This window comes from Romboutsia sp. Marseille-P6047 (assembly GCF_900604535.1).
Classification (GTDB): Bacteria; Bacillota; Clostridia; order Peptostreptococcales; family Peptostreptococcaceae; genus Romboutsia_E.
This window is the reverse complement of sequence record NZ_UWOT01000001.1, coordinates 193,246-215,353: the sequence shown is the minus strand read 5'-3', so window position 1 is coordinate 215,353 and position 22,108 is coordinate 193,246. Positions and strand designations below refer to the sequence as shown.

23 protein-coding genes are annotated in these 22,108 nt (G+C 27.2%); 20 read left to right on the top strand and 3 right to left on the bottom strand.

The genetic code is table 11. The annotated features are described in order from the left end of the window. The first annotated feature begins 36 nt into the window (after window positions 1-36). The 5 genes from lspA to asnB all read left to right on the top strand — a co-directional run bounded on the left by lspA (window position 37) and on the right by asnB (window position 5,545). Window positions 37-489 (top strand): signal peptidase II, encoded by a 453-nt coding sequence (gene lspA, locus EIH23_RS01055; protein WP_122638352.1) that lies wholly within the window; start codon window positions 37-39, stop codon window positions 487-489. Continuing rightward, the gene (locus EIH23_RS01050; RefSeq protein WP_122638351.1) at window positions 489-1,400 is read left to right on the top strand and encodes an RluA family pseudouridine synthase; all 912 of its coding nucleotides are present in this window, start codon (window positions 489-491) and stop codon (window positions 1,398-1,400) included. Before lspA ends, EIH23_RS01050 begins: the two co-directional genes overlap by 1 nt. Before the next feature lie 231 nt (window positions 1,401-1,631). Beyond that, complete coding sequence (gene pyrR / locus EIH23_RS01045; RefSeq protein ID WP_122638350.1) at window positions 1,632-2,165, top strand: bifunctional pyr operon transcriptional regulator/uracil phosphoribosyltransferase PyrR; 534 nt, start codon at window positions 1,632-1,634, stop codon at window positions 2,163-2,165. 111 nt (window positions 2,166-2,276) lie between these two features. Then, complete coding sequence (locus EIH23_RS01040) at window positions 2,277-3,521, top strand: uracil-xanthine permease family protein (RefSeq protein ID WP_122638349.1); 1,245 nt, start codon at window positions 2,277-2,279, stop codon at window positions 3,519-3,521. A gap of 179 nt (window positions 3,522-3,700) precedes the next feature. Further along, the gene (asnB, locus tag EIH23_RS01035) at window positions 3,701-5,545 is read left to right on the top strand and encodes an asparagine synthase (glutamine-hydrolyzing) (RefSeq protein ID WP_122638348.1); all 1,845 of its coding nucleotides are present in this window, start codon (window positions 3,701-3,703) and stop codon (window positions 5,543-5,545) included. 121 nt (window positions 5,546-5,666) lie between these two features. Here asnB and EIH23_RS01030 read toward each other — a convergent pair whose 3' ends face one another. Continuing rightward, a complete protein-coding gene (locus EIH23_RS01030; protein WP_122638347.1) occupies window positions 5,667-5,930 on the bottom strand; it encodes a DUF1294 domain-containing protein in 264 nt (87 codons plus the stop codon). 162 nt (window positions 5,931-6,092) lie between these two features. On the opposite strand from EIH23_RS01030, the gene EIH23_RS01025 reads away from it, so the two are divergent. Then, window positions 6,093-6,575: a flavodoxin family protein gene (locus EIH23_RS01025; protein WP_122638346.1), complete on the top strand. Its 483-nt coding sequence runs from the start codon at window positions 6,093-6,095 to the stop codon at window positions 6,573-6,575. Window positions 6,576-6,624: 49 nt separating this feature from the next. Here EIH23_RS01025 and EIH23_RS01020 read toward each other — a convergent pair whose 3' ends face one another. Beyond that, window positions 6,625-6,960, bottom strand: a complete 336-nt coding sequence (locus EIH23_RS01020; protein ID WP_122638345.1) for a hypothetical protein — start codon at window positions 6,958-6,960, stop codon at window positions 6,625-6,627. Window positions 6,961-7,193: 233 nt separating this feature from the next. On the opposite strand from EIH23_RS01020, the gene EIH23_RS01015 reads away from it, so the two are divergent. The 4 genes from EIH23_RS01015 (at window position 7,194) to EIH23_RS16790 (ending at window position 10,762) form a co-directional block, all read left to right on the top strand. After that, window positions 7,194-7,565 (top strand): BlaI/MecI/CopY family transcriptional regulator, encoded by a 372-nt coding sequence (locus EIH23_RS01015; protein ID WP_122638344.1) that lies wholly within the window; start codon window positions 7,194-7,196, stop codon window positions 7,563-7,565. A gap of 140 nt (window positions 7,566-7,705) precedes the next feature. After that, window positions 7,706-9,820 carry a M56 family metallopeptidase gene (locus tag EIH23_RS01010; RefSeq protein ID WP_122638343.1) on the top strand — a complete coding sequence of 705 codons (2,115 nt, stop codon included), beginning with the start codon at window positions 7,706-7,708 and terminating at the stop codon, window positions 9,818-9,820. Window positions 9,821-9,962: 142 nt separating this feature from the next. Then, a complete protein-coding gene (locus EIH23_RS16795) occupies window positions 9,963-10,226 on the top strand; it encodes a MerR family transcriptional regulator (RefSeq protein ID WP_330566156.1) in 264 nt (87 codons plus the stop codon). Between the two features lie 74 nt (window positions 10,227-10,300). Next, on the top strand, window positions 10,301-10,762 hold the full coding sequence (locus EIH23_RS16790; protein WP_330566155.1) for a TipAS antibiotic-recognition domain-containing protein: 462 nt from the start codon (window positions 10,301-10,303) through the stop codon (window positions 10,760-10,762). A 46-nt stretch (window positions 10,763-10,808) separates the two neighbouring features. Here the strand turns inward: EIH23_RS16790 and EIH23_RS01000 are convergent, their stop codons facing one another. Continuing rightward, window positions 10,809-12,590 carry an Rqc2 family fibronectin-binding protein gene (locus EIH23_RS01000; RefSeq protein ID WP_122638342.1) on the bottom strand — a complete coding sequence of 594 codons (1,782 nt, stop codon included), beginning with the start codon at window positions 12,588-12,590 and terminating at the stop codon, window positions 10,809-10,811. A 201-nt stretch (window positions 12,591-12,791) separates the two neighbouring features. On the opposite strand from EIH23_RS01000, the gene dapF reads away from it, so the two are divergent. The 10 genes from dapF to EIH23_RS00950 all read left to right on the top strand — a co-directional run bounded on the left by dapF (window position 12,792) and on the right by EIH23_RS00950 (window position 22,074). Then, window positions 12,792-13,622 (top strand): diaminopimelate epimerase, encoded by an 831-nt coding sequence (gene dapF / locus EIH23_RS00995; RefSeq protein WP_122638341.1) that lies wholly within the window; start codon window positions 12,792-12,794, stop codon window positions 13,620-13,622. 1 nt (window position 13,623) lies between these two features. Beyond that, on the top strand, window positions 13,624-14,505 hold the full coding sequence (locus tag EIH23_RS00990; RefSeq protein ID WP_122638340.1) for a YicC/YloC family endoribonuclease: 882 nt from the start codon (window positions 13,624-13,626) through the stop codon (window positions 14,503-14,505). A gap of 32 nt (window positions 14,506-14,537) precedes the next feature. Continuing rightward, complete coding sequence (gene gmk / locus EIH23_RS00985; protein ID WP_122638339.1) at window positions 14,538-15,155, top strand: guanylate kinase; 618 nt, start codon at window positions 14,538-14,540, stop codon at window positions 15,153-15,155. Between the two features lies 1 nt (window position 15,156). Then, window positions 15,157-15,429: a DNA-directed RNA polymerase subunit omega gene (rpoZ, locus tag EIH23_RS00980; protein ID WP_122638338.1), complete on the top strand. Its 273-nt coding sequence runs from the start codon at window positions 15,157-15,159 to the stop codon at window positions 15,427-15,429. A gap of 3 nt (window positions 15,430-15,432) precedes the next feature. Further along, complete coding sequence (coaBC, locus tag EIH23_RS00975; protein ID WP_122638337.1) at window positions 15,433-16,632, top strand: bifunctional phosphopantothenoylcysteine decarboxylase/phosphopantothenate--cysteine ligase CoaBC; 1,200 nt, start codon at window positions 15,433-15,435, stop codon at window positions 16,630-16,632. A 78-nt stretch (window positions 16,633-16,710) separates the two neighbouring features. Beyond that, on the top strand, window positions 16,711-19,191 hold the full coding sequence (priA, locus tag EIH23_RS00970; RefSeq protein WP_122638336.1) for a primosomal protein N': 2,481 nt from the start codon (window positions 16,711-16,713) through the stop codon (window positions 19,189-19,191). A gap of 21 nt (window positions 19,192-19,212) precedes the next feature. Then, complete coding sequence (gene def, locus EIH23_RS00965; protein WP_122638335.1) at window positions 19,213-19,653, top strand: peptide deformylase; 441 nt, start codon at window positions 19,213-19,215, stop codon at window positions 19,651-19,653. Window positions 19,654-19,668: 15 nt separating this feature from the next. Beyond that, window positions 19,669-20,598, top strand: coding sequence for a methionyl-tRNA formyltransferase (gene fmt, locus EIH23_RS00960; RefSeq protein ID WP_122638334.1), 930 nt, complete (start codon window positions 19,669-19,671; stop codon window positions 20,596-20,598). Window positions 20,599-20,606: 8 nt separating this feature from the next. Next, window positions 20,607-21,338 carry a DUF116 domain-containing protein gene (locus EIH23_RS00955; RefSeq protein ID WP_122638333.1) on the top strand — a complete coding sequence of 244 codons (732 nt, stop codon included), beginning with the start codon at window positions 20,607-20,609 and terminating at the stop codon, window positions 21,336-21,338. 25 nt (window positions 21,339-21,363) lie between these two features. Further along, the gene (locus tag EIH23_RS00950) at window positions 21,364-22,074 is read left to right on the top strand and encodes a zinc metallopeptidase (RefSeq protein WP_122638332.1); all 711 of its coding nucleotides are present in this window, start codon (window positions 21,364-21,366) and stop codon (window positions 22,072-22,074) included. The last annotated feature ends 34 nt before the right edge of the window (window positions 22,075-22,108 follow it).

The following is a 22,108-nucleotide window of genomic DNA, read 5'->3' as shown; positions in this document are numbered from 1 at the left end:
AATTATACTTATAATACTTTTAGGAGGACAATAATATTGATTTATGAAATAATAATAGCTATATTAATAGGTTTAGATCAACTTTCTAAATATTTTGCTCTAAACTATTTAAAAGATATGGGTAGTATTCCAATTATACAAAGTATATTTCACCTTACTTATGTAGAAAATAGAGGTGCAGCATTTGGAATGTTCCAAAATAATCAAATTATATTTATAATAGTAGCAAGTATAGCCTCAATATTTGGACTATATTATCTACATAAAAAGAATATGCATATAGTAGGTAAAGTTGGTATTTTACTTATAATTTCTGGTGCAATTGGGAATCTAATAGATAGAGTAAGATTAGGATTTGTAGTAGATTATTTTGATTTTATAATAATATGGGAATATGTATTTAATGTAGCAGACGTATTTGTAGTAGTAGGTACAGTATTGTTATGTATATATATATTATTTTTTGAAGATAAAGAGATGGTGAAGTAATGGAAGAAATAAGACAGTTTTTAGTAGGCGAAGAAGAAGAAGGAGATAGACTAGATGTATATCTATCTGAACAATTAGGTGATATGTCTAGAAGCTATATTCAAAAGATAATTAAAGATAAAAAAGTTGAAGTAAATGGAAAAGTAGAGAAGGCCAAATATTTAGTTAAAGAAGAGGATAGTATAAAGATAGAAATACCAGCACCTAAATTATTAGAAGTTATTCCCCAGGACATACCTATAGATATTGTTTATGAAGATGATGATGTATTAATAGTAAATAAGCCTCAGGATATGGTTGTTCATCCAGCACCTGGAAATTATGATAATACATTAGTAAATGCAATATTATATCATTGCAAAGATAAATTATCATCTATAAATGGTGTTATAAGACCAGGTATAGTTCATAGAATAGATAAGGATACTTCAGGACTTTTAATGATAGCTAAAAATAATAATGCTCATAATAGTTTAGCTGAGCAATTAAAGGATCATTCAATAACAAGAGAATATGAATTTATATGTCATGGTGTAGTAAAAGAAGATAAAATAACTGTTGATAAACCTTTAGGAAGAAATCCTAAGGATAGATTAAAAATGGCAGTTGTAAAAGATGGAAAACGAGCAGTGACACATTTTGAAGTAGTAGAAAGATTTGAAAACTTTACTCATATGAGAGCAAGGCTTGAAACTGGGAGAACTCACCAAATAAGAGTTCATGCACTTTCTATAAATCACCCACTTTTAGGAGACCCAATATATGGACCTAAAAATACTAAGTTTAAGTTAAATGGTCAAACTTTACATGCTAAAAAGTTAGGATTTATACATCCTAAAAGTAATGAGTATATAGAGTTTAACTCTGAACTTCCAGAATACTTTAAAGATATAATTAAAAAACTAAAGTAACTTTATGTGCACATGAATGAAACTATAAAAAACTTGCAAATAATTAAAATGCAATTTATAATGGATAGTAACAAGTTTAAATATGAAATACCTTTAATTGATACAGAGATATCATAAGGCAACTATTAAGTATGTATTACTTAGTTTACTTTGTAATATACCGCTTCTTGTCTTATGATAGGAAGCTTTTTTTATGATTTATACTAAGTGATTAGCCTAGGAGGATAAGAAATGAAAGAAAAAGCAACACTAATGGATGAAAAAGCTATAGGTAGAGCTATAACAAGAATAAGCCATGAAATAATTGAAAAAAACAAAGGTATAGAAGATGTTGTATTGGTAGGTATAAAAACTAGAGGTGTACCAATAGCTAACAGAATTTCTAAAAAGATAGAACAAATAGAAGGTAAATCAGTTAACACAGGTGAAGTAGATATAACTTTATATAGAGATGATTTAAAAAAAGTTGATATAGACCCTATAGTTAATGGTTCAAATATAAATTTTGATATAAATGATAAAATAGTAATATTAGTAGATGATGTACTTTATACAGGAAGAACTGTAAGATCAGCATTAGATGCTATTATGGATGTAGGAAGACCTAAATCAATTCAGCTTGCAGTATTAGTAGATAGAGGTCATAGAGAATTGCCTGTAAGAGCAGATTATGTTGGGAAAAATGTACCAACATCAAAGTCAGAAGTTATATCTGTAAAGTTAGTAGAAACTGATGAAGAAGATTCAGTAACTATTAAAGGATAATAACATAATATAAAAATAAAATTAAAGAAGGTTTTATATTGCCTTTTAATTCAGTACAGAGAGACTGAAAAAGGGAGAATAGTTCTCCCTAAAAAAATTTGGGAGGTTTTTATGAAGAAATTAATCATGTCATTTCAACACTTATTAGCAATGTTTGGAGCTACAGTTTTAGTTCCATTATTAACTGGTTTTGACCCATCAGTAGCAGTATTTTGTGCAGGTTTAGGAACTTTAATTTTCCACTTCTGTACAGAACGTAAGGTTCCAGTATTTTTAGGATCAAGTTTTGCATTTATACCAGTCATAATAGCTGCTAAAGATGCTAACGGAGGAGATTTAGCATATGCACAAGGTGGTATAATGGTAGCCGGATTAGTATATGTATTACTTTCACTATTAGTTAGATATGTAGGTGCAGAAAAGATTAAAAAATATTTTCCACCTCAAGTTACAGGAGCAATGATAGCAGTAATCGGATTAAATTTAATACCAAGTGCATATAACATGGCTGTAACAAATATAATGATAGCTACATTAACTTTAGGTATAGCTATATGTATAAACGTATTCGGTAAAGGATTTATAAAGCAAATAGGAATATTAATTGCTGTAGTTGTAGGATATTTAGTATGTTACTTTACAGGATTAGTTGATACATCAACAATAACAAGTGCAGGTTTATTCCAAGTTCCAAACTTTACATTACCAAAGTTTAGTTTAGAAGCAATAGTTATAATAGCACCAGTAGTATTAGCGGTATTTATGGAGCATATAGGAGATATGACTACTAATGGAGCAGTTGTAGGTAAAAACTTTTTAGAAAATCCAGGTCTACACAAAACATTACTTGGAGATGGTTTAGCTACTATAGTAGCAGGATTCTTAGGTGGGCCAGCAAATACAACTTATGGAGAAAATACAGCAGTACTTGCAATAACTAAAAACTATGACCCAGCAAACTTAAGACGTACAGCAGTAATAGCTATACTTCTTGCTTGTGTAGGAAAATTTGGAGGTTTCCTTCAAAGTATACCTCAGGCAGTAATGGGAGGAATAAGTTTAATGTTATTCTCTATGATAACTTTTGTAGGATTAAAAACTATAAAGGATAGTAAATGCTCAGAGAATAAGAATAATATAATAATAATTGCTACTATACTAGTAATAGGTCTAGGAACTACTTACTTAGATGGTAAAGGAATATCAATCGGTATACCTATAACTCAAAGTGTTAAAATAACAGGATTAAGTCTAGCAGCAATAATAGGTATAATCTTAAATAGATTATTAAATAATGACCAATTTAAAACTGAAAAAACAAAAGTTAGCATGAAAGTTTCTAGTGCTAATAACTAAAATAGAAAACGCAAAATTTAGAATTTAAAGTCTAGATTTTGCGTTTTTATTTATATATATATAATTTAATTATTAAGAAAATGTAACAAATTGTAAAAATAAGGGAAAATATGATATACTATAGCTTTGCAAACAGAATATTATATAACAAAAACTTAAACATAGAGGGGGAGATATGTATGTGTGGATTTGTTGGATTTGTTAGCAAAGCAAATAATAAGGAATATATATTAAAGGGTATGTTAGATGCTATAATACATAGAGGTCCAGATCAAACTGGTGAATTTATAAATGAGGATGTAGCATTAGGCTTTAGAAGACTTAGCATAATAGATGTAGCTCATGGAGCTCAACCTTTATTTAATGAAGATAAAAGTATAGCATTAGTATTTAATGGTGAAATATACAATTATCAAGAGCTAAGAGATGAATTAATACAAAGAGGGCATATATTTAAAACTAATACAGATAGTGAGGTTCTAGTACATTCTTATGAAGAATATAAAGAAGATATGGTACATAAGCTTAGGGGAATGTTTGCTTTTGTAATTTTCGATATTAAAAATAAGAAATTATTTGGTGCAAGAGATCATTTTGGTATAAAACCTTTTTATTACACTACTTTGGTAGGAAAAGGTGAAAAATCATTCTTATTTGGATCAGAGATAAAAAGTTTTTTAAAACATCCAGATTTCGTAAAAGAAGTAAATAAAGATGCTTTAAAACCCTATCTAACGTTCCAATATTCAGTTTTAAATGAAACTTTCTTTAAAGGAGTATTTAAACTTCCACCAGCTCATTACTTTACTTATGAAAATGAAAAGATGGAAATAAAAAGATACTGGGATATCAATTTTGATGAAAAAGAAAATACATTAGAAAATTATATAAATGAAGTTAAGCATATAGTTAATCAATCTGTAGAAGTTCATAAAAATAGTGAAGTTCCTTTAGGTTCATTTTTATCTGGTGGAGTAGATTCTAGTTATATAACTAGTGTTTTAATGCCACAAAAAACTTTTTCAGTTGGATTTGAGCAAGATAAGTTTAATGAATCTAATTTAGCAAAAGACTTATCTAATATGCTTGAAATAGAAAATTTAAGTAAAATTATAAGTGCTGACGAGTGTTTTGATAAACTGGATTGTATTCAATATCATATGGATGAGCCACAAGCAAATCCATCATCAATTCCATTATACTTCTTATCTGAGTTAGCAAGGAAACACGTTACAGTGGTTTTATCAGGAGAAGGTGCAGATGAACTATTTGGTGGTTATGAATGGTATGATGAAACTCCAGTCATGAAAAAATATAAGAAAGTTCCTAAACCTTTAAGAAAATCACTAGCTAAGCTGGTTAAGAATAAACCGTATTTTAAAGGTAAAATGTTAATGGTTAAAGGAGGAAGTAATGTTGAAGATTACTTTATAGGACAAGCTTTTATTTTTGAAGAAGATGAAGCAAAAGATATACTAAGCAAAGAATATTCTCAATCACCGTCAATAAAAGATATAACTAAACCTATATATGAAAAGGTAAAAGATAAAGATGATTTAACTAAGAAACAATATTTAGATTTAAATCTTTGGTTACCGGGGGATATATTATTAAAAGCAGATAAGATGAGTATGGCACATTCTTTAGAATTAAGAGTTCCTTTTTTAGATAAAGAGGTTATGAATGTTGCTGAAGATATACCTAGAGACTATCGAGTTAATGATGAAAATACTAAATATGTTTTAAGAAAAGCAGCTAATGAAGTACTTCCAGATGAATGGGCCAAAAGAGAGAAAAAAGGATTCCCTGTTCCAATAAGAGAGTGGCTAAAAGAAGAAAAATATCATAGAATAGTAAAAGAATCTTTTGAGAGTGATTATGCTAGAGAATTTTTCGATACTACCAAGATAGTAAAATTACTAGAAAATCATTATAATGGAAATGAGAATAATGCAAGGAAGATTTGGGTAATATATACATTTTTAGTATGGTATAAAAGATTTTTTATAGATAAAGATAAATAAATAGCATTATAAATTAAAGCTATAAACAGTAGATAAAAGGTTAAAATGTACTTAGATAAGGTCATATTTTAAAAAATCTATTGTTTATAGCTTTTTAATTTTAATAAAAATAAATAATAAATTATATATAAAACATAGATATTAAAGCTATTTGAATAAGAAGTATAAAAGTAAATCCAATCGTAAATTTAGTATGTTTTGTCTTATGTCTGAATAAGTACATTCCCAACAAAGAACCAACACTACCACCTATATAAGCAATAGTGAATAAAGTGGATTCACGAATTCGCCATTGATTTTTTATAGCTCTCATCTTATCTATATACATTAAAATAAATCCTATTATATTAATTGTAAAAATATAGTATAAAAATAAATTATTCATATAATCTCCTCAAAAAAGTTAATAATTAGCATATATTATGATTATAATTTAAAGTAGTGGTATTTAATAGAAATTTATATATATATAAAATGAAATTTTGCATACAAAGGATATATTTATTCTATTTGATAAACATTAGCAAAGCAAAAGGAGGTATGTATTGTGAAAAACTTAGTTGTCTATTTTTCATTAGAAGGAAATACAAAATTAATAGCAGAAATAATTGCAAAAGAGTTAGATGCAGATATTATGGAATTAAGAACAAAAAAAGAATTTCCTAAAAAAGGCTTAAAAAAATACTTTTGGGCAAGTAAAAGTGTAATTTTCAGAGAAAATCCAATACTTATAAATAAATATATAGATTTAAATCAATATGATAATATATTTTTAGGTTCACCCATATGGGTTGGAACTTATGCATCACCATTTAATACATTTATTAGAGATTATAAAATATATAATAGAAATATAGGATTATTTGCTTGTAGTGGTGGGGGTAGCACTAAAAAATGTTTTGATGAATTTAAAAAAATGCTTAAATGGAATAACTTTGTTGGAGAAATAGAATTTGTGGGGCCACTAAAAGTTGATAAAGAAAAGAACATTAAAAGTATAAAACAATGGATAAAAGGTCTTAATATATAAATTTATTAAAATAAAAAATAACTGCATGAAAATTTACATGCAGTTATTTTTATTTATTATTATGCAATAGCAGTAAATAAGCACCTCCAGCTAAACTAGCATTATCTCCATCAATTCTTCCAACTAAGGACTGCTTAGAAACACCACTATATACATATCCATCTTCATCAACTTTACCAATAGGTGAATTTTTTGTTATATGGTTATGTACTATTCCGTTTTCATCAACTCTACCAATAGGAAAGTTATTTTTATTATATATAATATTGCTACAGACTTTGCCTACAGGACATTCATGATATAGATGATTATGAACTATACCACAAGAATCTAATCTTGCTACCCCACTGTAATTATAAGGAAAATTTACTATTGTACTTACCATAATATTTACACCAACCTTTTAAATAATATAAATTAAATTTATTTTTAGAAAACGTATTCTTTACTTATTTATATTAAAAATTAGACGACTTAATGTTAATACCTTTGCAAAAAGTATAAGAATATTGAATACATCAAAATACAAAATACATAAAACAATACACTTGACAAAGTATGGATTACAAGCGTAAGATTAAATAGACTTACAAATGTAATCCAATGGAGGTGTTAAAAATGAAAAATATGATACAAATATCAGAAAGTGAACTAGAAGTGATGAAAGTACTTTGGAATATAAAAAGTGGAACAAGCTCTCAAATAATAGAAAAATTAAGTACTATCACAGATTGGAAGCCCAAAACTATACAAACTTTAATTACAAGACTGGTAACAAAGGGAGCTTTAAAAGTAGATAAGAGCAATAAAAAGTCTTATATATATTATCCTAATATAGGTGAGGATGAATATAAAAATTTAGCAAGTAGTTCATTTTTAGAAAAGCTTTATAATGGATCTATAAATATGATGGTAGCTAGTTTTATAAAGAATAAAAAAATGTCTAAAGATGATATAGAAGAACTTAAAAATCTATTAGATGAAGATTAGATATGTATAGGGGTGTAAGATGAGTAAATTATGGAGTATTGTTCTAGAAGCATCTATACATGCAAGTATAGTAGGTATAGTAATTCTTTTAGTAAAGTGTATATTAAGAGATAAGTGGTAAATGGAGTTATTTACTATGGATGTTGCTTGTAATAAAATTAATAATTCCATTTGGTCCGCAAAGTAGCTTAAGTGTGTTTAATAAATTACCTATAAATATAAGTCAAATCAATAGCTATGATGAAAGTTTAGATATTTCTAAAAATGAATACACTGAAGGTTATGATATAGATGATATGACTTACAGTAGTAATACTGAAAATAATGTAATAATTAATGAAGAATCAACATTTACTACTAAGAAAGAGTTTAGAAATTCTAAAAGTGTAGTTTTTGATATTTTACCTTTAATATGGTTAGGAGGATTTATTACATCACTATTTGTAGCTGTATTTATGAATTTTGTATTAAATTATAACCTTAAAAAAGACAATAAAAATATAGATGAAAGATTAGAATTACTTTTAATAAAATGTAAAAATAATATGGGAATAAGGACTAATATAGATATAAGTATAAATGAAGATATTAGAACTCCTGGACTTTGCAAAATAATAAAACCTAAAATCATATTTCCATATTCTATGATAGACCTAAATGATGATGAAGTAGAACATATATTATTGCATGAGTTATCTCATTATAAAAGATGTGATATTTTAGTTAATTATTTATTAATATTACTCCAATGTGTTCATTGGTTTAATCCATTGATATGGTATTTATTTAAAAAAATAAGAGAAGATATGGAATTAGCAACTGACGAAATGGTAGTAAAAGTATTAGATGAAAGTGAACATAAAAATTATGCTATGACTATTATAACTTTAATTGAAAGAGTAAATATAATTCCTAAAAATATAGGAATACTTGGAATGGCAGATAACAAAAAAATTCTTAAAAAAAGGATTAACATGATAAAAAAAGCTAAAATATTTAAAAATAGAAAAGTATTGATAAGTGTTATGGGTGTTAGTTGTATGTTGGTTTTAGGAACTATACTTTTAACAAGTAAAAGTGATTCAAAAGATGATATAGTAAAAGGAAATTTAGAAGGATTATTAGAATATAAAAATGCTTATGTTGGAAATGCAAGTAATATCAATAATTTGCTACAAAATTTAACTCTTGGCTGGGAGAAAGAAAGTATTGAGATTAAAACAGATAAAGAACCATATGGAATAAGAGTATATTATAAATTAAAAGATATAAATAAATCAGAGCTAGAATATAAACTGTTTGTAAACTCAACAATAATATTTTCGTTAATAGATAACTTAGAAAATATAGAATATTACATATTAGATAAAAGTAGCCATAAAGAATCAGAATTAAAATATGAACTTAAATTTAATAAAAATGATGTAGAAAATGCTTTAGGAATTGATAGTATAAATAAATTTAATAAAAGTGAAGAAAGTTTTAATTTATTAATAGAAAAATTAAGTATATATAGACAAGTAGGAACTACTTTAGATGAAGCCATATCCAATACCATAAAAAAGTTTATGTATGATAATGATTTTGGAGGAGAGCTAGATTCAGAAGGTTATAAGATATTAGGAAGTAAAGAAAATAAAAATATAATTGAAACATATGTAGTATTTAATTATGGTAGTTTTGAATTTGAAAATGATGTTTTTTCTATTCTGACAAGGTCATATTGTGAAACTGTAGCAATAAAATTTAAAATAGGTGAAGATAATAAATATTACTTAATTGATTATAAAATACCTCTGGATGGTTCTTATTACTTAAGTTCTAGACAAGAGATATTCCCAGTTTATTTATGGTATAAAGTGATCAATACAGAAAAATATTTTAATGAATTAGCTAAGCAACAAGAAAATCAGGCTAAAGAATACCTAAAAAGCATAAATAGAGAAGCTGATATTAATGTAGATGAAAATAGGATAGATGGAAAATATTCTAAAGAGTATCCAAGTATAAATGTAGAAGCACAAGATAAAATATATATGGTAGAAGAGTTATATACATACCCATCGTGGATAGGAACTAGAGAAGCAGTTATAGATGGGAAAAGATATAAATATGAAATGACTACCAAGAAAGATACTGATGGATACCATGTGATGATTTATAAAAAATATGATGAATATAAAAATTTGATAGAAGAACATAATTATAAGATTTATGATAATGATATAAAGGAAATAAAGCATATTATAAAGTGAATATAAAAAGCTGACAAAGATTAGCTATAGTTTAAAATGACCTATTTATAGGTCATTTTTTATTAAAAGTTAAAAATATTAAAAAAATGTTGACATTAACGTTACGTAAAAGTTTATCTTAATAGTAAGGAGGTAAGTTAATATGGAATATACAATAAATAATCTTTCAAAATTAGCAGGAGTAAGTACAAGAACTCTTAGATATTATGATGAAATAGGACTTTTAAAGCCTAAAAGAATAAGCTCATCTGGATATAGGATATATGGAGAAGAAGAGGTTAATTTACTTCAGCAAATACTATTTTATAAAGAACTTGATTTACCTTTAGAAAAAATAAAATCTGTAATACATAGTGAAGAGTTTGATTGTGTAGAAGCACTACATGAGCATAAAAAAATTTACTAGAAAGACAAAAGCAGATTGAAAAATTATTAAATAATATAGACCGAACGTTATTGTCGTTAAAAGGAGAAGAAGAAATGTCTAATAAAGAAAAATTTGAAGGTTTTAAAAAAGATATTATAAAGAAAAATGAAGAAAAGTATGGGAAAGAAATAAGAGAAAAATATGGAGATAAGAGAGTAAATAAAAGTAATAAAAAATTTGCAGGCTTAAGTGAAGAAGAATATAATGAAAGTGAAAGAATAAGAATTGAAATTAATGAAAAATTATTAGAAGCTATGAAGATAAATGATCCTTCAAATGAATTAGCTATGGAAGTTGTAAGGCTTCATAAGAAATGGTTAGAATACTTTGGAACTTATCCACCTCAAGCTCATTTAAATCTAGGGCAAATATATGTTGATGATCCAAGGTTCACAAAGTATTACGATGAAAATGTAAAACAAGGAGCTGCTAAATTCTTAAGCATGTCTATAGGAGCATTCTATAATGCAATATTTAATGAGAATACTTGGCAATGGGTAATTCAAGATAAATAAACTATAAAAAGTGTAAATCTTTAAATAAGATTTACACTTTTTATTATTAAATTTCTTTATTTTTTAATGATGCAACCATCTCTTCATTAGGATCTACATACATTGTATTATTAGTTTCATAAATTACCATACCAGGCTTAGAACCACTAGGTTTTTTAACATGTTTTTTCTTAGTATAATCAACTGGAACTTTACTAGAAGATTTAGCTTTACTAAAGTAAGCTGCTAGCATAGCACCTTCATATATAGTTTGTTCAGATATATCTTTACCAGCACATTTTATAATAACATGAGAACCAGGAATATTCTTAGTATGCATCCATATATCTTCTGGATCTGCGATTCTAAGTGTAAGGTGGTCATTTTGTTTATTATTTTTACCAACAAGTATTCTAATTCCTTCAGACGAAATAAATTCATGTGGTGAAGTAGTTAGCTTTGCTATTTCTTTTTTAGATTTAAGCTTACCAGAAGCTTTAGAATATCCAAGTGAAACAAGTTCATCTTTTATATCTTGAAGTTCAGCTAAGTTTTCACAGTTTTCTATATTTAAAAGTATATTTTCCAAGTAATCTATTTCTTCTTTGTTTATAGCCATTTGAGAAGTTATTTCCTTTTTAGCTGTTTTTAATTTATTATACTTTTTGAAATATCTTTGTGAATTTTCAGAAGGTGTTAAATTTTTTCTAAGAGGAATAGTAACACTTTCATAATTAGGGTCATAGAAGTTTTGAACATCTATACTTTCCATTCCTTTTTGAATCATATAAATATAAGCAGTAAGGAGCTCACCCTTTATTTTGTAACTTTCTGCATTGTTAGCTTCTTCTAATTCTTCTGATTGTTTTTCCTGTTTATGGTAAAGTCTTTCAAGTTTTATTGAAATACTCTTCTTTAAATCAGAAGCACGTTGATGAATTCTATCTTTTATATCTTTATTTTTATAATAGTCTTCTAATACTGTAGACATACTTTTCTTATTAATAAATTTAAATTCATTATAAAGACTTAAATTTATACAACTAAAGTCAAGCACTCTATCTATTTTTTCGTTTAATACTATGCAAGGAGAAAATTTATTGTTTCTTATATCATTAAATAAGCTATTAAACTCATTAAATAAAGAGATTAATTCTTCATTAGATAAGTCGCTTATGTTGATTTTTTCATTTAATTTAGCTCTATAGCAAATCTCCTTAGAAATAACTGGACTTATACCTAAAAACTTAGAGTAAATACTCTTGAAAACAGGGCCATCATATGACTTTAATGCTTCAATAAACTCATCTTTAGAAATACTATTAAGGGGATTTAACTTATCTTGTGCAGGTGGTAATTCATAAGTAAGCCCAGGTAGTATTTGACGAACTCTACTTATACTAGTAGGAATTCTTTTTGCTGAATCTATAATTTTATTGTCCTCATTATGAGTAAGTATAATATTACTATGTCTACCCATAATCTCAATATAAATATCTTTTGTAGTTTTTTCCTTTAATTCATCTAAAGAATCAACGCTTATTTTTATGATTCTCTCAAATCCAACTTGAGAAATATCAACTATATTTCCACTTTGTATGTATTTTCTAAAAAGCATGCAAAACATAGGTGCTTTTTTCGGATTTTCTTTTTTATAATCATTAGCAATATAAACTCTAGGATTAGAAGAACTACAACTTAAAATAAGTTTATAATTTTCTTTATTATTTCTTATATATAAAACAATCTCATCATCTTCAGGTTGATGAACTTTATCAACCTTACCGCCAATAAGCTTGGAAGAAAGCTCATCAACTAGTGAGTGTATAACCAAACCATCTAAAGCCATAAAAACACTTCCCTTCATATTAATATTAATAAATTAATTATTACACATAATAACCACATTGTGAATAGTAACTAAGAATAATAACTAATATAAAAATCTTATATATTTTTTATTCTTTCTAAAAACTAATCTACTTATTTATTTTGATGTAGGAATGTTGTATAATATTTAGTTAGTAACTTATATAAAAGGGGAGATTTTATGGAATTTTGGAAGTTACATGGAATAGGTAATGATTTTATAGCAATAGATGGTCGATTTGATAATATAGATTGTAATAATTATGGTGATTTGGCAAAGAAAGTATGTCATAGAAGATTCTCTGTAGGGGCAGATGGACTATTAGTAGTAAAAGCTTCTAAAGTGGCTGATGTTGAAATGGTATATTATAACTCAGATGGATCTAGAGCTGCCATGTGTGGAAATGGATTGAGATGTTTTGTAAAGTTTGTTTATGATAATAATATAGTTAGAAAAGAAGATTTTAATGTTGATACTTTAGATGGAATAAAGAAAGTAAGTATAAATTTGAAAGAAAATAAGATAGATTCAATAAAAGTTAATATGGGAAAGGGAAGTTTTTTATCAAAAGATATACCTATAAATACTAGTCAGGATAAATTTATTAATCAAAAAATAAAGGTATTAGATAAAGAATTTATATTAAGCTCTATGTTAATGGGAGTTCCACATACTGTAGTTTTAGTAGATAAATTGAACTTAGATGAAGTATATAAGTATGGTAAGGAAATTGGAAAAAATAATATTTTTCCTAAAGGAACAAATGTAAACTTTGTAAAGGTTGAAGATGAGAATAATATATCTGTAAATACTTGGGAGAGAGGATGCGGATACACTTTAGGATGTGGAACTGGAATGACTGCATCTGCCATTATATGCAATTATCTAAAAAAAGTAGGCAAAAGTGTAAATGTTACATCTCAAGGTGGAACAGTAAAAATAGATATAGAAGATTTTGTTTATATGACAGGACCTTCAGTAAAAATATGTGAAGGAAATTTGGAGGTATAATATGGCTATAAGTATGACTGGCTTTGGAAGAGGAGAATATAAAGATGACAACTACTATTTTTTAGTAGAATGTAAAACAATAAACCATAAATATTGTGATATAAATATACGTCTTCCAAGAAAAATATCTTTTTTAGAAGATAAGGCTAGAAATTTTATTAAAAACTACATAAAAAGAGGTAGAGTTGATATTTACATAAAGCTTGACTTGTTAGGTAGTGAAGATGTAAACTTAAAGTTCGATGAAACACTAGCAAATCAATATGTAAATATCTTAAGAGATATAAGAGATAAATTTGATTTAGTTGATGATATAAGTGTTATGAACGTAGCAAAATTCCCTGATATAATTAAAACAGAGGAAAAAGAAGAAGATGAAGAGTTATTATGGTCTATGTTAAGCAAAGCATTAGAAGAAACTTTAGTTAAATTAACTGAGATGAGAAGTGAAGAAGGACAAAGATTAGCTAAAGATGTATTAGATAGATGCGATATTCTTGAAAGTACAATTGAAGAGATTGAAAAGTATTCTTATAATGTTGTTATTGACTATAAAGAAAAGTTAAATAATAGAATAAGTGAAATATTAGAAAATCCAAGTATAATAGATGAAAATAGATTAGCTCAAGAGGTTGCTATATATGCAGATAAAAGTAGTATAACAGAAGAAATAGTAAGATTTAAAAGTCATATAAAGCAATTAAGAAGTACGATAGTTAAAGATGAATCAATTGGAAGAAGAATAGACTTCTTAATCCAAGAAATGAATAGAGAAACAAATACTATAGGTTCTAAGTCATCGGATTTAAATATAACTAATTTAGTTGTTGAAATAAAAAGTGAATTAGAAAAGATAAGAGAGCAAATTCAAAATATAGAATAGTATAAATAGATAAATGGAAAGGAAGAAGCGTAATGGTTAAAAGAAAAGGCCTATTACTAGTTGTATCAGGACCATCAGGAGCAGGTAAGGGTACAATTTGTAAAGCGATATTAGACCAAAATGACCAAATTAAGCTTTCTGTATCAGCTACAACAAGAAAGCCTAGAAATGGAGAAGTTCATGGAGTTAACTACTTCTTTATAGAAAAAGAAGAGTTTACATCTATGGTAGAAAAAGGTGAATTTTTAGAGTATGCTCAAATTTATGACAATTTCTATGGAACACCAAAAGCAGCAATAATTGAGACTTTAGAAAAAGGTCAAGATGTTATCTTAGAAATAGAAATGCAAGGAGCAAGGCAAGTTAAAGAAGTATATCCAGAGGGGATATTCGTATTTGTACTTCCACCATCTTTAAAGGAATTAAAAAATAGAATCGTTGGAAGAGGCACAGAAAGTGTAGAAGAAATAGAAAAAAGATTTAGTTGTGCATTTGAAGAAATAAAACAAATAGATGACTATGATTATTTTATAGTTAATCAAGATGTAGAAAAATCAGTTAAAGAACTAGAAGCTATAATATCTTCAGAGAAGAATAAGGTTACTAGATATAAGAATAATATAATAGATAAGTTCAAGGAGGAGTTATAAAATGATAAAACCATCAATCAATGAAGTATTAAACAAAATAGACAACAGATATTACTTAGTAGGTACTGTTGCAAAAAGAGCGAGAGAAATAATAGATGGATCAGCTCCATATGTTGAAAACAAGCAAAAAGAAACTAAGCCAGTATGTATAGCTACTCAAGAAGTTGCAGAAGGTGAAATAACATATAGAATATTAACTCAATCAGAAATAGAACAAGCTGAGTTAGAAGAAAAGCAAGAACAAGAAGCAGCGAAAAAAGAAATAGAGGAATAAGATATGCTGAAAAATAAAACTGTTGTAATTGGCGTAAGTGGTGGAATTGCCGTATACAAAGTTTGTGATGTAGTAAGTAGGTTAAAAAAGTTAGGTGCAAATGTTCATGTGATAATGACTAAGAGTGCAACAGAATTTGTTGCTCCTCTAACCTTTCAATCCTTAAGTCAAAACTATGTAGTAAGTGATATGTTTGAAGAACCTAAAACATGGGATGTAGAACATATATCATTAGCTAAAAAAGCAGATTTATTCTTAGTAGCACCAGCTACTGCGAATATAATCGGTAAAATGGCTTGTGGTATAAGTGATGATATGCTTTCAACTACAGTTATGGCTACTAAAGCTAAAGTTTTAATAGCTCCAGCAATGAATACTAATATGTACGAAAACCCAATTGTACAAAGAAATATAAGTACATTAAAATCGTTAAATTATGAATTTATAGAGCCTGAAAGTGGAAGACTTGCTTGTGGGGATACTGGTAAGGGTAAACTAGCTACTCCAGAAAATATAGTTCAAGCTATTATTAATGCTCTTATAAAAGAACAAGATTTAAAGGGAAAAAGAATAATAATTACAGCAGGACCTACTGTAGAATCTATTGATCCAGTTAGATATATAACTAATCGTTCTACTGGAAAGATGGGTTATGCAATAGCAAAAGAAGCGATAGATAGAGGTGCTGAAGTAACTTTAGTTTCTGGACCTACTAAATTAGAACCACCAACAAACTTAAAAAAACTTATAAGAACAGAATCTGCAAAAGATATGTATGAAGCTGTAATGGATAATTTAAACGAAAATGATGTTATTATAAAAAGTGCAGCTGTAGCAGATTATAAACCTAAGGATTATTGTGATAAAAAAATAAAGAAAAACGATGATGACTTAGTTATAAGATTAGATAGAAATAAAGATATAGCTTATGAAATTGGAAAAGTTAAGAAAGATAAAATATTAGTTGGCTTTGCGGCTGAGACTAATGATCTTATTGAGAATGCTAAAAATAAAGTAAAGAAGAAAAACTTAGATTTTATAGTAGCAAATGACTTAACTAAAGAAGGTGCTGGATTTGGTGTTGATACTAATATAGTTAAAATCATAGACAAAGAAGGTAATATAAGTGAATATCCTATAATGAAGAAAAATGAAGTAGCAAATGTTATTTTAGATAAAGTTAAAGATTTATTAGAAAAATAAAGGGGCTGTCTCAAGGTAGATTAAATTATTTTACTTTGAGATTGCCCTTAAATTTTAGATAATAATAGAGGTTAAAATATGAAAAAATATGCAAAAGTTATAGTAAGGAACAATAGCATATACACCGACAATTTATTTACATATGAAATACCAAACTTTTTAGAAAATGAATTAGAGTTAGGTCATAGAGTATTAGTTCCTTTTGGAAGAGGCAATAAACCAACTGAGGCTTTTGTATTTGAAATCACAGATATTATTGAAGATGGAATAAAAACCAAAGAAGTTGTTGATTTATTAGATGAAAAACCAATATTTAAAGTTGAAGATTTGGAATTAGTTAAATGGATGAAAAATAGATACTTATGCACTTATATAGATTGTATAAATTTAATTTATCCAAAAGGATATAAGTTAAATAACTATAAGGTTGTTATTTTAAATTCGAATATAAAAGAGTTTGACTTATATGAAGAAAACTTAAACTTAAATCAAAATGAAAAGCTTATAATAGAAAAGCTTTTAAATAGTAAAGGTAAGATTAAAGTAGATAAACTAAAAAAAATTAAAAATATAAATAATATTTTAGATAGAATGAAAAATAAAAACCTTATTGATTTAAAATGGGAGTACAAAGATCATAAAAATGAAAAGAAAATATGTTATGTATCATTAAGTATGGATATAGAATATATAGATGATTATGTAATTTCAAATAAAATTAATTTAGGTAATAAGCAAAAGGAAATTATAGAGTTTTTAAAGCATAATAGTAGTGTAGAGATAAATGACTTATTAGAAATACTTAATGCATCTAAGCAAAGTATAACTTCTCTTGCAGGAAAAAATTTAATTTCTTTGGAAATAAAAGATTATTATAGAAGTCCAGAAAGTATTTATCAATCTGACAATAAAAAAATATACCTAAATGAAGAACAAACCTATGCTATTAATAAAATAAACTCTGAGATGTTTAATGATATCAAAAAGCCTTATATGATACATGGAGTAACAGGTAGTGGAAAAACTGAAGTTTATATGGGAATTATAGATTATGCTTTAAACCAAGGTTTAGACAGTATAGTTTTAGTTCCAGAAATATCATTAACTCCACAAACTATATCTAGGTTTAAGAATAGATTTGGAGATATAGTAGGTGTTTTTCATAGTCAACTTTCAGAAGGTGAAAAACATGATGTTTATAAGGCTATAAAATTAGGTAAAATAAGAATATTAATAGGAGCTAGATCAGCTTTATTTGCACCTTTTAGTAGTCTTGGTGTAGTTATTATAGATGAGTTTCATGAGGGTGCATATAAGTCAGAAAAAAATCCGAAATTTAATGCAATAGAAGTTGCAAGATATTTAGTTATGAAAAAAAATATTTCTTTAGTTTTGGGTTCAGCAACACCTTCTATAGAAGAGTACTATAAAGCAATTAATGGAGATTATGAGCTTATAACTATAAAAAATAGAGCTAATAAAAATCCATTGCCTAAAATAGAAGTAATTGATATGAAAAGTGAATTATCAAATGGAAACAAAAGTATACTTAGTAATAAGCTACACTTAGAAATAGAAAAGGCTATTAAAAACGGAAATCAAACAATTTTATTTTTAAATAGAAGAGGATATGCAAATTTTGTTTCATGTAGAGAATGTGGATATGTATTTGAATGTGAAAACTGCGATATATCTCTTACATATCATAAGGGTAAAAATGTAGGGCGCTGTCATTATTGTGGATATGAAAAGGAAATACCAAAGGAATGTCCAGAGTGTGGTAGCCATTATGTTAAACCATTTGGAACTGGGACTCAAAAGATAGAAGAAGAAATAAGGAAGATATTTGAAGGTGTAAGAGTTTTAAGAATGGATAAGGATACAACTTCAAAAAAAGGATCATTAGAAGAAATTCTAAATAAGTTTAGGAATAAAGAAGCAGATATTTTAATAGGAACTCAAATGTTATCTAAGGGATTAGATTTTGAAAATGTAACATTAGTAGGCATTTTATCTGCAGATATGATATTAAATTTTCCAGATTTTAAAAGTGCTGAAATTACTTTCCAACTTGTAACTCAAGTTGCAGGAAGAGCAGGTAGATCAGATAAAGAAGGAAAAGTAATACTTCAAACGTATGACACTGATCATTATGCAATTAGAAGATCTGTAAATTATGATTTTGAAGGATTTTATGAAGATGAAATAAAAATAAGAAAAGCATTTGGATATGCTCCTTTTAATAATATGTTAAGTGTTGTAATTAGTGGTAGTAATGAAAAGTTAGTAGAACAAAATGCAAGAGCAATGTATGACTCTATTATTTATTTACTTGAGAATAGAGGTATAAAAGAATTTGATTTTATTTTAGGACCTAATCCTTGTTCTATTTCAAAAATAAATCATAATTACAGATGGCAGATATTATTTAAAGACGATAATATTGAAATTAATTTATTAAAGGGTATAATAAAATATATATGTATAACTAAAAGAGAAGTTGTATTTAATAAGGATATCAATATATCTATAGATATTAATCCAAATAGTGTATTATAATTTTTTAGGAGGAAAATAAAAATGGCATTAAGACAAATAGTTCAAATAGGTGAACCAGTACTTAGAAAAACTTCAAAAAGGGTAGAAAAAATTGATGATAAAATAATTCAATTATTAGATGATATGGCAGATACAATGTATGAGGCTGATGGTGTAGGACTTGCAGCACCTCAAGTTGGGATATTAAAAAGAGTTGTAGTAATAGATATCGGAGATGGATTATTAGAGCTTATAAACCCAGAAATAATAGAAGTATCTGGAGAACAAATAGATGATGAAGGATGCTTAAGTGTAAGTGGTCAACAAGGACCTGTAAAAAGACCATATACAGTAAAGGTGAGAGCTTACAATAGAGAAGGACAATTATTTGAAATAGTAGGAGAAGAGCTTTTAGCAAGAGCATTCTGTCATGAAATAGATCACTTAGATGGTGTATTATTCGTTGACAAAATAGAAAAGTAATTAGGAGCTGATTAGATGAAAATAGTTTTTATGGGAACACCAGATATAGCAGTAGGGTGTTTACAAAAAATAATAGATGAAAAGCATGATATATTAGGCGTTGTTACTCAACCGGATAAACCAGTAGGTAGAGGTAAGAAAATGGGAATGCCTCCTGTTAAAGAACTTGCATTAAAATATGATATACCTGTATATCAGCCAATAAAAGCAAGAGATGAGGAATTTGTTAAAATACTTAAAGACTTAAATCCAGACTTAATAGTAGTAGTTGCGTTTGGACAGATACTTCCAAAGGCAATACTAGATATACCTAAATTTGGATGTGTAAATGTACATGTTTCTTTACTTCCAAAATATAGAGGAGCAGCACCAATAAATTGGGTAATAATAAATGGTGAAGAGAAAACTGGTGTAACTACAATGTACATGGATGAAGGTTTAGATACTGGTGATATGATATTAACTTCAGAATTTGAACTTAACGATGAAATAACGGCTGGAGAACTTCATGATGTAATGAAGGAAGAAGGAGCAAAAGTATTAAAAGAAACTATAGATTTAATAGCTAAAGGAGAAGCTCCTAGAATACCTCAAAATCATGAAGAATTTACTTATGCTCCTATGATGAATAAAACTTTAGGGCAAATAGACTTTTCAAAACCAGCAAAAGAAATACATAACTTAGTAAGAGGAGTAAATCCATGGCCAAGTGCTTACACAACTTATAAAGACCAAACTATGAAGGTATGGAAAACTAAAGTACTAGATGAAACTAGTGGAACAAATCCAGGTACTATATTAAAGGTCGATAAAGAAGGTATTAGAGTAAGTACAAAGGATAATGTACTTTTAATAAAAGAAATACAAATGCCAGGAAAGAAAAGAGTTTTAGTTGAAGAATATATAAAAGGAAATAGTATAGAAACTAATGAAGTGTTAGGCTAGGTGTCAAAATGATCGATGCAAAAAAATATATAAATACTATAATTATTTTACTAGTTGTACTTATGATTGGAGCATCAATAATAAATATACTTTTATTAAACTTAACAAATATATTTGAGTTTTTAGTAAATATTATAGTTACACTTACAATAGTTGCTATAATACTTTCAACTATAATTACGTATAATATAATTTCAGATAAAGAAATAAAACCAAGATTAATGAGTATCAATTTTAAAATTGTAAACTTGATATTTCCTTTAATTATAAAAATTGCATCTTTAGTAGGAATACCAAAAGATGACATAAGAAAAGTATATATAAAGCTTAATAATAGATATATATATAGTCAAAAATATAATTTGAAAAGTGAAGATATACTAATTCTTATACCACATTGTGTTCAAAAAAATAGTTGTAAGTTAAAAGTTACAACAGATATAGCCACTTGTAAGCAATGTGGACTATGTAATATAGGTGATTTAGTAAGATTAAAGGAAGAAAAAAATGTAGATATATTTGTAGCTACAGGAGGAACTTTAGCTAGAAAAATTATTTTAGAGAATAAACCTAAAGCAGTTATAGCTGTTGCATGTGAAAGAGATTTAACTGCTGGAGTTCAAGATGTAAGTAAGATTCCGGTTTTAGGTGTATTTAATAAAAGACCAAATGGTCCTTGTGTAGATACTTGTATAGATGTTGAAGAAGTTGAAAATGCAATAAACTTCTTTAGCGTATAGTTAAAATAGGAGAGTGTTATAAATTATGTATGGATATGGTGGTTATTACGGTGGTTTTTACTATGATAGAACGATGCTTATACTAATACCAGCTATATTATTTACTATGTATGCACAGTATAAAGTAAGCACTACTACTAATAAGTATTTAAGAATAAATGCTCATAGAGGTTACACTGGAGAGCAAGTAGCAAGAACAATACTAAACAATAATGGTTTATATGATGTAAATATCGAGATGGTAAGAGGACATTTAAGTGATCATTATGATCCAAGAAGAAAAGTTGTAAGATTATCTCAGGATGTATATTATGGTACATCTATAACTTCAGTATCTGTAGCAGCTCACGAATGTGGTCATGCAATGCAACATGCTAAAGGATATGCACCTCTTAGTATAAGAAGTAGTTTGGTTCCTGTAGTAAACTTTGCGTCAAATATATCATGGCTATTAATAGCACTTGGATTATTTATGAGTAGAGGTGTTTTCTTACAGATAGGAATACTTTTATTCTCAGCATCTGTATTATTCCAATTAATCACTTTACCAGTTGAATTTAATGCATCTAGTAGAGCATTAGTTCAACTTAATAATCTTGGTATAGTTGAAAATAAAGAATTAAGAGGAAGTAAACAGGTACTTACAGCAGCTGCATTAACTTATGTTGCAGCAGCACTTACATCAGTACTTCAATTACTTAGATTAATAGCAATAGCAGATAGAAATAATGATTAAAATGGGGCTGTCTTAGGGGGCGTGTATCTAATTT